Source organism: Puia sp. (assembly GCF_036500295.1).
Taxonomy (GTDB): Bacteria; Bacteroidota; Bacteroidia; order Chitinophagales; family Chitinophagaceae; genus Puia.
On the sequence record NZ_DASYCH010000092.1, the window covers coordinates 67,647 to 80,083 of the forward strand.

At 57.2% G+C, this 12,437-nt stretch carries 6 protein-coding genes and 1 pseudogene; all 7 read right to left on the reverse strand.

Annotated elements, in window-relative coordinates; translation table 11 throughout:
- Window positions 1-58: 58 nt before the first annotated feature.
- Window positions 59-3,301: a VCBS repeat-containing protein gene (locus tag VGM48_RS17555; RefSeq protein ID WP_331581504.1), complete on the reverse strand. Its 3,243-nt coding sequence runs from the start codon at window positions 3,299-3,301 to the stop codon at window positions 59-61.
- Window positions 3,267-3,770 (reverse strand): peroxiredoxin family protein, encoded by a 504-nt coding sequence (locus tag VGM48_RS17560; protein WP_331581505.1) that lies wholly within the window; start codon window positions 3,768-3,770, stop codon window positions 3,267-3,269. The genes VGM48_RS17555 and VGM48_RS17560 overlap by 35 nt, the downstream gene beginning before the upstream one ends.
- A complete protein-coding gene (locus VGM48_RS17565; protein WP_331581506.1) occupies window positions 3,749-5,245 on the reverse strand; it encodes a glycoside hydrolase family 32 protein in 1,497 nt (498 codons plus the stop codon). Before VGM48_RS17565 ends, VGM48_RS17560 begins: the two co-directional genes overlap by 22 nt.
- A 1-nt stretch (window position 5,246) precedes the next feature.
- Window positions 5,247-6,989, reverse strand: coding sequence for a RagB/SusD family nutrient uptake outer membrane protein (locus VGM48_RS17570; protein WP_331581508.1), 1,743 nt, complete (start codon window positions 6,987-6,989; stop codon window positions 5,247-5,249).
- Between the two features lie 31 nt (window positions 6,990-7,020).
- Window positions 7,021-10,155 (reverse strand): TonB-dependent receptor, encoded by a 3,135-nt coding sequence (locus VGM48_RS17575; RefSeq protein ID WP_331581510.1) that lies wholly within the window; start codon window positions 10,153-10,155, stop codon window positions 7,021-7,023.
- Window positions 10,156-10,168: 13 nt separating this feature from the next.
- Window positions 10,169-11,050 (reverse strand): carbohydrate kinase, encoded by an 882-nt coding sequence (locus VGM48_RS17580; RefSeq protein WP_331581512.1) that lies wholly within the window; start codon window positions 11,048-11,050, stop codon window positions 10,169-10,171.
- Between the two features lie 19 nt (window positions 11,051-11,069).
- Window positions 11,070-12,416 (reverse strand): annotated as a pseudogene (locus VGM48_RS17585) (sugar porter family MFS transporter); the annotation flags it as partial.
- Window positions 12,417-12,437 lie beyond the last annotated feature (21 nt).

A 12,437-nucleotide genomic window follows, 5' to 3' on the forward strand; every position in this document is an offset into this window, starting at 1 on the left:
GGGCGAAGATTCATTGAGGACATTAGGTACCTCAAAACGAGTTGGGATAGGTTTTATTTTAATGGGCGACAAGAATGCTATCGTTGTTTCTCGCGAGCAGGAGGATGTGGCGTCCGAGGCTGCGAAGGACTTTAGCGTCGCGCCATTCGCCGGGTTGTTGGGTGAGGGAGCCGAGGCAATGGAATTCGCGGTCGTAGGTGAAGATGGTGGGGTTGAGGGCGTCGTAGCGGCCTTCATAGGGTTGTACGCCGTAGAAGTTGCCGACGGCGAGCCATCGGCGCCGGCCGTCGGGGCCGGTGATTTCCGTGAAGCTGAAGAGCGGAGACAGCTGCAGTTCGGGGGGGAGGGCTTTGGGGGCGAAGCCGCTATGGCCTTCGTTGAAGAGACAGAGCGAGGCGAGTGTATCTACGTGGAGCGTTTGTGCGTCGTCCAGCTGGTGGCCGAACAGGTAGCGGAGATTCCTGCCCGCCACTTCGTCGTAGCGGAGGTGGCTTCGTTTCAGGCCGGGCAGTGCTAGTTCCAGCTGATCTTTGCCCAGGAAGGGATATTCTTCGCCGCCGATGAAATAGGTCATCAACTGTTCGAGCGTACCATTCCCATCGATATCTTTTATATACAGGTTCAACGGGCCGTCCCTGCCGGCGGCCAGTTTGGTGTTGAGTCCCCAGTTGCCTGCGAGGATATCCGGGTGGCCGTCGCCATTGATATCGGTGACGGCGAGGGATTGCCACAGTCCTTTGGGGCCGGCCCGTTTTGTTTCGTGCAGCGAGCCGTTTTTGTTGATGAATACGCGGACCGGCATCCATTCCCCTGCCACGACAAGGTCTTTCACGCCGTCGCTATCGAGATCGGCAAATACGGCGGCGGTGGGCATGCCGGAATCCGAGAAAAGCACGGTGCTTTTGAACCGGCCGTGACCATCGTTTAGCAGGAGATACGATGGGGTTTCCTTCGCCCCGAATCGGCGGGCGACCGCGCCTCCACCGACGAAGAGATCGACGGCGCCGTCGCCGTTGACGTCCGCGGCCGTTACGCAGGATTTGTTGACGCGCAGGTTGGGCAAGGTTTCCGTTGTTTCGTGAAAATGGCCTTGACCGTCGTTTATATAGAGGTGATCGAGAAGGGCTGTGTCGCCATCGGGGCGTTCGCTGCCGCCGCTAACGACGTACAAATCCGGTTTTCCATCGCCGTTAGCGTCAAAGAATACCGCGTCGACGCCCTCGCTATCCCGATTAGCTGCGAAGGCAGTGGTGTCGGCCGGGGAGAAACCGCCGGAGCGATTTTGGAGGAACAGCGCGCCGGATTGACCTTGTGCGCCGCAGACGAAGAAATCATCGAGACCGTCGCCGTTGACGTCGGCGATTGCCATTTTTGGTCCGCGAGTGGATTCCATATGGGGGATGAGGTATTGCTGTTTGAAATCGCTGTAGTTATTCTCGCGATGGCGCCAGGGGATGCTTTCGGGACGCGATTGCGGCGACCTGGCGGCGGAGGGCGGGGCGCCCGAGGTCCGGTCGGGAGGAAGTATCGTCGTTGCTTCGGTTTGGTGGAGCAACAGCAAGGTGTCGGTCGGGACGTGCCGTAAAAGCTGCGAGTGCCGGTCGGGCCAGACGACGAGCACGCTGTCGACGACGGTGGTGTCGCCCAGACCGAAGTGCAGAACGGGTTCACCAGAGGATTCGAATCCCCGGGTGAGCATCAGCTGCTGGTATTGTCTTTTTCCGCCGGCGTAGACATAGGCTTTTGCACCGATGCCAAAGCGGTTGAGATCGGAACCGGAAAAGGCCAGTGAAAGCCAGTGGAGACGCGGCGCGTTGTTTTTCAGGATCACTGCGGGGCCGTTGATGCAGTTGATGACGAGGTCGAGGCGGCCGTCCCTGTCGAGATCGGCATAGGCGGCCCCATTGAAATATCCGGTAAGTCCGGCCGTACCCCAGGCTTCGCTCTCGTCGCTAAAGCGCCCGCCATCCTCGTTTTGGAATACGAAGGGGTGTGAGGCCCCGTCGGGCATCTTGTCCAGCATTGCTTTTTGGAGGGCGGCTTCATCCCCATACTGTGCCGGGTTGCGCAGGTTTGCAAAGAAATTGATGAAGTCGAGGTCCAGCGGACGGTGGACGATGCCGCTCGAAATAAAGAGATCTTTGTTGCCGTCGTTGTCCAAATCGGCAAAGAGGGGGCTCCAGCTCCAGTCCGTCGCCGAGATGCCTGCGATCAATCCCACGTCGCTGAAGCTCTGCCCATCGCCGTTGTTTCGCTGCAGGCAGTTGCGGGAGTACTGATCCTGGTAGCCGTTGGCGACGATCTTTTGCTGATAGATGTCGAGGTGTTCGCCGTTGCCATAGGTTTTCAACGTTTTTTCATCGCCTGGCAGCATATCCGCCGTAACGATGTCCAGCTGGCCGTCGTTGTTGAAATCGGCGATATCATTACCCATGCTGTAGCGGCTGTAATGCCGGAAATGGGCGGCGCCGCTTTCGGTAAAGGTGCCGTTGCCGTTGTTAAGATAGTAAAAATCGTTCTCGTGGAAATCGTTGCCCACATAGATATCTTCCCAGCCGTCGTTGTTCAGGTCGGCGACCGCCACTCCCAGCCCGTAACAGAGACTGCTCTGATAGAGTCCGGCCGCGGCGCTTACATCGGTGAAATGCGGCTGACCGCCGGCGGGGTCATTGCGGTAGAGGCGTTCGCCCGCGTTGGGGTCGAAGCCGCGGCGTTTGCCGGTGTCCGTGATATTCTGGTTGGGATGCAGGGATTGGTTGAGGATGAAGCAGTCGAGGTCGCCGTCGTGGTCGTAGTCGAAGAACACGGCCTGGGTCGAGAAGCCGGAGAAATCCAGGCCGTACGCTTTGGCACTTTCGGTGAAGCTACCGTCGCCATTGTTAACGAACAATAGATTGTGTCCCTGGAAGCCCTGCATGTTGGCTACGGCGCAGACATAGATGTCCAACCGGCCGTCGCCATTGACGTCGGCCATCGTTACGCCGGTGCACCAGTCGGAGGTGCCGGCTACGCCGGCGCGGGCGGTGACGTCTTCGAATATAAAGTTGCCTTTGTTGAGATAGAGGCGGTTGCGGCCTTTCCCGTTGGCGGCGAAGTAGAGATCGGGAAGACCATCCCCGTTGACATCGCCGGCGGCAACACCCGCGCCATTGTAGTAATAGATATAGCTGAGAATGCCCAGCCCCGGCTTGTCGGGGAGCTGGTTGACGAAATCGACCTGTGTTTTTGCGGCCGGCAGCGATTCCAGCATTCCGGCTGCGGGCTGGTCACAGGCGGCGAAAAGCCCTAATACTCCGCTCAATCCGGAAAATAGTCTCCACATTGTCTTCATAATCGAGCAATCGTTTGTCCGGTGAATATAGGAACATCGCCGGATATCGAACCGGGTTGAACCGTACCATATTTCGCGCATCAGGGTCGGACAGCCATTCGGCTTTTAGCCGCGGGCCATATTTCCCGGCAAAGGCTTTTAGCTGCGGCGCGGCGGCAAGCGATGCGATGTAAAGGTGTACCCGGGAGAGTAGCACGGCCGAATCATTCATCTCCTGCACGGCCTGCCGGCAGTGATCGCAATCGACGTCGACAAAGACGATCAGGGCGGGCTTGTCCCGCGGGATATCGGCGGGGGTGAGCGTTTTGCCCGGCGCGGTGCGGAAGGTGAAGTCAGGCATGATGGCTGCAGGCGGCGGTGTACCCTGGGCAAAGGTTTCCGCCGCAAGGGCCATAAATGCGATTAGCGGGGTGTAGATCAGATGTGTGACATATCCCATATAGTAAGGTTCTTGATCGTTGTACTGCCGCCCCGCGAGAACACCGAACACCCGGTGGCGCCCTTGTCGGGATAGACATAGGTCGTCAGCACTTTCTCGCCGCCGTCGATAAAGACTTCCAGGGAGGACTTATCGAACAGGAGTTCGAGCCGGACCTTTCCGCTTACGCCGGGCAGGGCGATGGTCTGGCGGACGCGGTCGGGTGCGGGGCCTGAACCCATCTTCGATCGGTCGACAAACAACTCATGGCGTGCAGCGTCATAGCCGATGACCGTTTCATGCGAGCCATCGGCGTTCCGGCCGATGCTGAATCCTGCCGTCGCGCCGGCGCTTACATCCAGTTCCGCATCGATCCAGTAGGCATTGTTGTTACGTGAGGCGGCAAGCTCGGTGTTGGCGTCCACGTGCAGGCTGGGGGTCATATGCGGCGCCGGCAAGGCCTTTTTCACTACGGCTGCGGGCTCCTGGATGAGCCGCAATCCTTCGGCCGTCTTCCGCAACCGCATATCCCGGGAGATGGACATCTGCCCGGTCCATGGGAAGGTCTTTTGATTGCCGGGGACCATCCAGCCGATGAGCACCTTTCCGTTGTCGGGCAGGTTATTCCAGGGAATGGCGGCATAAAAGCAGTCGCCTTCGTCCACCGGCAGGATCAGCGATTCCGGGTTATCGTTGGTAAAGGTCTTGCCGTCGAAGTTCCCGATATAATATTGCATAAAGACCCCACGAGCCTTGCCTGCCGCCGAGTTCATCAGCACCCATTTCGTTCCGCCGCTTTCCACCGGCAATTCGATCAGCGAGGGACATTCCCAATGCGACTCGGTAAATCCCTGCGGACCGAACTCGCTGAGGAGGGTCCATTCTTTGAGGTTGGGCGAGCCGTAGAACCGGATCTTATGCTCTGCCGGCAGGACCACCGTCATCACCCATTTCCGGGAGGTTTTGTGCCAGAATACGTTCGGATCGCGGAAGTCCCGCTTGTTCAGATCGATGACCGGATTCTTTGCATAGTTGGTATAGGTGTGCCCGCCATCGTTGCTGTAGGCAATCCATTGCGACTCTTTTTTGAGATTGGGCTGATGCCCGGTGTAGATGGCGACCAGACAGCCGCCGTTCTTCCCAAACCCGCTGGTGTTGTGTTCGTCCCAGACGGCCGAGCCGCTGAAGATCCAGACCGTGTCGCCCTTTGCCTTGTCGATCATTTCCGGGATCGCAACGGGAAGGTGGGTCCAGTGCAGGAGGTCTTTCGAGGTCGCATGGCCCCAGCTCATATGTCCCCATTTATTCTCGAAGGGGTTTTGCTGGTTGTACAGCAGGTACTCACCGTTGAGCCAGATCGGCCCGTTGGGGTCGTTTGTCCAGTTTTTCGCCGGGGTGAAATGGTACATTGGCCGCCATTGGGGCGTGGGGACATCGTCCTGGGCGTGGGCTGCGAGCGAACCTAACAGGCAGGCGCCGATAAAAAGTTTTTTCATACTAGTAGCCTTTATTCTGTGTATATAATCCGTTTGTAAACACGATTTGCTCCTGCGGGATGGGGAAGTATTCATGCTTTCCCTTTGTGAACTGTGCGTTGACGAGGAAGGGATGCCTTACTTTCTCGACCGCAAAATAATTGTTCATCGTCACATCCGCAATGCCCCAGCGAACCAGGTCGAAGAACCGGTAGCCTTCCATCGCGAATTCCAGACGCCGTTCCCATTGCAGGGCTTTGAAGGCGGTGGCCTTGTCCCAGACGGGGACGTTCACGCCTGGCTTGTAGACGTCGATGCGGTAGTTGCTGGGATTGGAGCCGTCCAGGCGTTTTACCAGCGGACTGATGGCGGCCGCTCTCGTCCTGATCTCGTTGATCAACGGCAGCGCCGCGTTGGGATTATCCAGTTGGATATAGGCCTCGGCCTGCATCAGGAGTACGTCGTCATAACGGATGACGTCCATGTTGACGGAAGTTCCGTAGAAAGGTCCGAGTTTCTTGAAACAGGCGCAGGAAGCGAGCTGGAGCTCTTTCATCGTTCCGAACCCGCCATACACGCCTGAAAGGCGTTCCCAGCTATGGTCATAGGGAATGGCTGCGTCGTATTTATAGGGATGTCCGGCGATGCCGATGGTATGATCGATGCGCGGGTCGACGCCGTTTTTCCAGAAATCGATGCTGTCCTTCATCTCGGTTCCCGGGTCGTTGAAATGGTCGAATTCAGGCAGGCCGTTGGCATCGGTCTTGAAGGCGTTGACCATATTTTGGGAAGGGACGTGGAAGGCGCAACAACCGTATTGTGGGGCGCCGGCAAAATAGTTGAGGCTGGTGGACATGCTCAGGCGGCCGCCGATGGCCGTTCCGTCGTTGATGGAGTATTGGATGGCGAAGACGGATTCCGGTCCGTTATCATGACCATCGAGGAAATTGTAGGCGAAATCGGTGTTGAGCTTGTAGTTTGTCGAGTTGATGACATCGTTTAGCAGGGTGACTACCTGTTGCATCTTTGCCTGGTCGATCCCCGTGACATTGTAGTTGGCGTCCTGGGTATAGGCATGGTACAGCAGTGCTTTGGCCAGATAGGCTTTTGCCGATAGTTGGTTGGCCCGGCCGGGTTCCCCGGGTTGCTTCTCCGGCAGGTTGGAGATAGCGGCCTGGAAATCCCCTTCTATCTTCAGCCAAAGCGAGTCGTTTGACAACGTATTATCGATCTTCAGGATATCGTCGTTGGTGGCGGTCTCGTCGACCCAGGGAACGCTGCGGAAAAGCATCTTCAGCAGGAAATACATATGACCCCGCAGAAAGTGCATCTCTGCGATGCGGGTGGTTCTTTTCGGAAATTGCGCGTCGGTGAGCTTATCGAGGGCCCTCAGTGCTTCATTACAGCGCGAGACGGCGGCATAGGCCCTGATCCAGGCGCCGGGGAACCCGAAATCGCCAAAGCCATTGTTGTCGGGAGAGACGAGATAGAACTGCTCATAGCGGTCGAGCTGGCCCTGGTCGCCGATATCTCCCCCACCCTTAAAGGCATCGTCGCTGCGGATGCTGCCCCATTCCCAGTTGCTGGTGATTGGCGCATCCCACCAGTCGTTGGCGATGCCTGCATAGGCGGCGGTGGCCAGACCGTCGACGGCTTCCGGCGTTGCCAGGTCGCTTTGGGAAGACAGGGCGCCCTGCGGTTTGTAATCGAGATATTTCTTGCAGCCAAGGGAAGATAGCGCTGCCAGAATCAGAAGGCCGTACATCCATTTATTTTTCATATTGCATTTTTAATGGTTAGAAATTTGCATTGATGCCGACGGTAACCGAGGTCGGCACGGGCCAGGAGCCAAAGCCGGTGCGTTCGGGGTCTTTGCTGGTCAGCTGGCCCGACTTGATCGCAAACAGATTCTGACCTGATACATAGAGCCGGAGGCTTTGCAGGTAGCCTTTTGCGGCGATGGTCTTTGGCAGGGTGTAGCCGATCATTGCATTCCGGAGCTTGAAGAAACTTCCGTTGACAAAATAATAGTTGGAGGTTCGGCCTTCGTTGTTGAGGTTGAGTACCGTCAATGATGGGATGGAGGATTTTGTGTTCTGCGGCGTCCAGGCGCTGAAGACCCCCGGTCCGGCATTGGTATTCGGTGCGATCGTAGTATTAAATTGCTTGGCGGGATCGTAGTTCGTTACCGACGCTACGCCGCTGCCGAAGAGCGAGGCATCGAAATTCTTGTAATCCACCGCCAGGCGAAGCCCGAAGATGATCTTTGGAAGTGTGGTACCCAGGAAGTCCTGGTCGAGTACATCCACTTTTCCATCCCCGTTGAGATCATCATAGCGGATGCGGCCGGGTGCTGCGCCGGGCTGGATGGCGTGTGCCGAGACCTCCTGGGCGTTCTGGAAGATGCCGCTCGCCTTATAGCCGAACACCGAGAATTGTGAATGGCCGATGATGCTATGATTCGGGTCGCCGGGATAGGCGGACCGGACGTCTTCGGGCAGGGCGGTGATCTTATTGGCGAAATGGCTCACATTGCCGGTGATCGTATAATGCAGCTTGCCGGTGGTGGTATTCTGATAGCTTAGCACGAATTCCCAGCCTTTGTTTTTGATGCTGGCGCCGTTGAGCCATTGCTGCTGGCCTTCGCCCACTGCCCCGGCGATAGGCGGTTGGATCAGGATATTGCTGGTGTTGCGGTTGAACCAGTCGAAGCTGCCGGTGAGTGCTTCGTTGATAAAGCCGAAGTCGAGGCCAAGATTTGTCTCCTTGGTTTGTTCCCATTTGAGATTGGGGTTACCGAGCTGTACCTGTACGAAGCCCGAGGGCAGGGTGCCCGTGTTGATCCCGCCCAGATCGTAGGCTGTACCGGTGTTGAGCCATTGCGCATAGGCGGGGTTGCTCGTACCGTAGTTGGCCTGGAACAGCGTATAGGCGGACAGGTTACCAATCGCCTGGTTGCCCACGACGCCATAGCCCCCTCTCAGCTTCAGGTTGGAAACGACGTGAATGTTGCGGAAGAACTCTTCGTTGTTGATGCGCCAGCCGGCAGTAAAGGCGGGGAAGACACCATAGGGGTTGTTGGTGCCGAATCGCGAGGAGCCATCGCGCCGGATGGTGAAAGAAGCCAGGTAGCGGTCGCCATAGCCATAGAACAGCTTTCCAAACTGTGACAGGAGGCGATAGCCCGTCGCGCTGCCGGTGGTGGTCTGGGTGCCCGAGCCGGCTCCCAGCACGAAGTAGCTGAGATCCTGCACGGCGAAGTTGGTGACGCTTCCGTTGAAGACCTGGTAGTCGTCGCGGACCGACTCGATGCCGCCGAGGATATTCAGCCGGTGCTGACCGATCTCCAGGTTATAGTTGGCGGTGTTTGTCCAGGTGAAGGTAAATTCCTTGGCCTGTGTGTTGGTGAGGCTGTTGAAGGAGTTGACCGGGCCTTCGTCGCCGATGAGGGTGATCTTGCGGCTGGGTTCGTCGTCGTAGTCGAAGCCGAAGCTTGTACGCAGGACCAGCTTTTTGATCACCTCGAGTTCCGCGTAGATATTACCGTATACCTGTAGCCGGGCGTTTGTATTCCAGCGATTGAGATACTGGATATCGACGGGGTTGTTGCGGTCGGTGTAGCCGGAGCCGATGGGGCCGCCGAAGGTGCCGTCGGTCTTCCGCAGGGGAATGGTCGGCGCGAGGATCAGCGCCAGGGTGGGCGTGGGTGCGCCGCCGGGGTCAAAGCCGGAAGCTACCTGAGAGGTTCGGGAGATCTGAAGGTTTTCACCGACTTTCAGCCGGTTGTTGAACCCGCTGACATGCGAATTCACGCGGGCGTTGTAGCGACGATAGCCGGTGTATTGCAGGAGTCCGTTGTTGTTCAGGTAGCCGAAATCCATCGAGATGGCGTTGCGGGCATTTCCTGCTGCGATGCCGACGTTATTGGTGGTGATCAGCGCGGTTTTATACAATTCGTCCTGCCAGTTGGTATTGCCCACTGGTTCGAGGGGGCTGCCGCCGACGAAGGGTGCGACGTTTACTTTGTTGAGGACGGGATTGGTGTAGTCGTTGTTCCAGTCGTAGGTGTAGATCTGGCTGACGAGGTTGTTGGGATCGGTGCCGTCGTTGACGGCGGCGCGCCAGAGGGCCCTACCCCGATCTTCGGTGTTGAGGACGTTTTCCTGCCAGGGGCGTTCGGTCTGCCAGGTGAGGCTTGAGTTCAGCGTCACGCGTAGTTTGTCGCCGGCCGTGCTGCCGTCCTTTGTCGTGACGATGATGACGCCGTTGGAAGCCCGTGATCCATAGATCGAGGAAGCCGAAGCATCTTTTAGTACCTGGATGGAGGCGATGGACGAGGAGTTGAGATTGGCGAAATCCTCATAGCGGGTGGTGGGAACTCCGTCGATGATGTACAGGGGGTTGGTGTTCCCCAGAGTATTCACGCCCCGCACGAGGATGGTCGGCGGGTTGCCGTTGGCTCCGGTTGGGGAGCCGTCGGCGGCGATATACAACCCCGGCACTTGCCCCTGTAAAGCCAGCATGGGACTCGTGGTCGGTACGTCCTTTATCGCGGCCAGGTTGACCACGGAGACCGCGCCTGTCAGGTCGACTTTTTTCTCCGTCTTATAACCCGTGACCACCACCTGGTTAAGGTCGTTGATCCCCTCGATCATGGCGAGGCTGAGTTCGGCCGTCGAGGACCCAATCCTTACCTGCAGGCTGTTCATCCCCACAAAGCTCAGGGTCAGGGTTTCGCCGGGAGAGGCCGCGATGGAAAACCGGCCGGCCGAATCGGTGACTACCGATCGCTTGCCGGCAAGGACGGTGACACCCTGGAGGGGTTCTTTTGTCGAATTCCGGATCACCGTTCCGGTAATCACCTTTTGCTGTGCAAAGCCAAGAAGACTCAGCAGCAACAGCAATGGCAAAACAATCTGTACTTTTCTCATAATAGTTGAGTATTTAATGCGCAATTAATTTTTTTACTTCATCCACTTTGTATTCCGGGCAGGGTCCGCTGTAGCTGGCGATCAACGCGCCCATCGCGCTGGCAAACTCGATGGCGGCAGCGGGGTCCGTGCCCTGTGAAAGATGAAACAGCAGACCGGAGAGAAAGGCATCTCCACTGCCGACGGTATCGGCCAGGTCTACCCGAAAACCGGGGTGTTCATAGAATTTACCGGCCATCGTCATTATGGAACCCAGGCTTCCTTTTGTTACTACGATGGTCGGGATGCGGAACCTGTCCTGGAGCGCTTTGATGCGATCGCGTTCGGTGGAGTAGTCCGCGAACCAGCCGGTGAGTAACTCCAGTTCGCCGAGGTTGAGTTTAAGCAGTTCGACACCGTTGAGCAGGCGTTCGAGAATGGGCCGGTTGTAGTGCGGGGGCCGGAGATTGATATCCAGCACGCGGTATTTGGCGAGCTGCTGCAGCCGGAAGAGTACCTCCCGGTTGGCCTGGGAGCGGGTGCTCAGGCTGCCGAAGATGAAATACTCACACTGCCGGAGGAGGGAGCCAAATTGCTCGTCCCACTGGATATTGTCCCAGGCGACAGGCTTGACGATATCATAGTGAACCTCTTCGCCTTCTCCGTGGGTCAGCGATACTTTACCGGTATCCAGTTCGAAGTCCATCTGGAAAAAATCCGTGGAGATGTCCTGGCGTTCCATCAACTGTATCAGGCGTTTGCCATAGTTATCCAGTCCGACGCGGGTGATCAGCGCGGGGCGGATGCCCAGTTTGCGTAAATGGTAAGCGACATTCATGGGCGCCCCACCCGGGACGACAGAGTCCGGTAAAACATCCCATAAGATCTCTCCAAAGCAAACGACAGGATAGTTCATGATAATTGTTATTTGCGGTTTAGTGGGCCATCAGGGTATATTCGATCTGTTCCAGCGATTTCCCCTTTGTCTCGGGCATCAGCTTCCAGACGAAGACGAGCTGGACACACATCATCACGCAAAAGAACAGGAACGTATTCCCTCCGCCGGCCTTCTCAGCCAGCCAGGGAAAGGAAAAGGCAATGATCGCAGCCATCACCCAGTGAGTGGTGCTGCCAAGCGTCTGTCCCTTGGCCCGGACGGGGTTGGGGAAGATCTCGGAGATGAATACCCAGATGACGGCGCCCTGAGAAAAAGCGAAAAAGGCGATATAGATAAACAGGAATACCGGGACCATCCAGCCATTAAATGAGGCTGCGTAGAAGGACCAGGCAACCAGGCCGAGTGTGGCGATGAGGCCGAAGCTGCCGATCAGCATGAGGGTCCGGCGGCCGATCCGGTCAATGAAATTCATCGCCAGCAGGGTGAAGCCAAAATTCACGATGCCGATACCTGCGGTTGACAGCAGGGAGGAGTTCTTTCCCAGGCCCGTCATTTCGAAGATGCGCGGGCTGTAATAGATAATGGCGTTGATGCCCGATACCTGGTTGAACACGGCAAACAGGATCGCGAGGGTCACCGGGGTACGATAGCGCCGGGTGAACAGGGCTTCGGAAGCCGGCTGGCGGCGGTCGTCGTCGGCGGCAGCCCGGATGTCCTGCAGTATCTCGTTGCCTTTTGCGGGATCTATCGCGAGGAGGATGCGTTTTGCTTCTTCGATCCGGCCCCGGTGGACGATCAGCCAGCGCGGGCTTTCGGGTACCCAGCGGAGAAGGAACAGGAAAAGGGCTGAAGGCAAGGCCTGGATCCCGAGCATAAAGCGCCAGTTCTGGCCGCCGGTCTGACCGCCAATCTGGCCGATGAGATAATTAGAGAGATACGACACGACGATCCCGAAGACGACGTTAAACTGGAACAAGCCGACGAGTTTCCCGCGGCGACCGGCCGGAGCGATCTCGGAGATATAGATCGGTGCGGTGACGGATGAGGCGCCAACCCCCAGACCACCCATAAACCGGAAGAAAAGGAAGGAATACCAGTTGACGGATAAGGCGGTGCCCAGGCTGGACAACAAATAAAGGAGAGCGATGAGATAGAGGGTCTTCTTCCGGCCAATCCGGTCCGTCGGAATTGCCCCCGTCAGGGCGCCGATGACGGTACCAATCAATGCAATCGATACCGTGAACCCATGTTGCAGTGCCGAAAGACTCCAATAGGATTGAATGGATTGCTCCGCCCCGGAGATAACGGCTGTATCAAAACCAAACAGGAAACCGCCGAGGGCGATGACAAGACTCCAGGTAAAGACATTTTTCCTCTCCATATAGCAATTAGTTTCACCGACTAA

Excerpts from the sequence above, each read along its gene's own strand:
- VGM48_RS17575 (WP_331581510.1), bottom strand. The coding sequence starts at position 10,155 with ATGAGAAAAGTACAGATTGTTTTGCCATTGCTGTTGCTGCTGAGTCTT.
- VGM48_RS17580 (WP_331581512.1), bottom strand. The coding sequence starts at position 11,050 with ATGAACTATCCTGTCGTTTGCTTTGGAGAGATCTTATGGGATGTTTTA.
- VGM48_RS17570 (WP_331581508.1), bottom strand. The coding sequence starts at position 6,989 with ATGTACGGCCTTCTGATTCTGGCAGCGCTATCTTCCCTTGGCTGCAAG.
- VGM48_RS17560 (WP_331581505.1), bottom strand. The coding sequence starts at position 3,770 with ATGGGATATGTCACACATCTGATCTACACCCCGCTAATCGCATTTATG.
- VGM48_RS17565 (WP_331581506.1), bottom strand. The coding sequence starts at position 5,245 with ATGAAAAAACTTTTTATCGGCGCCTGCCTGTTAGGTTCGCTCGCAGCC.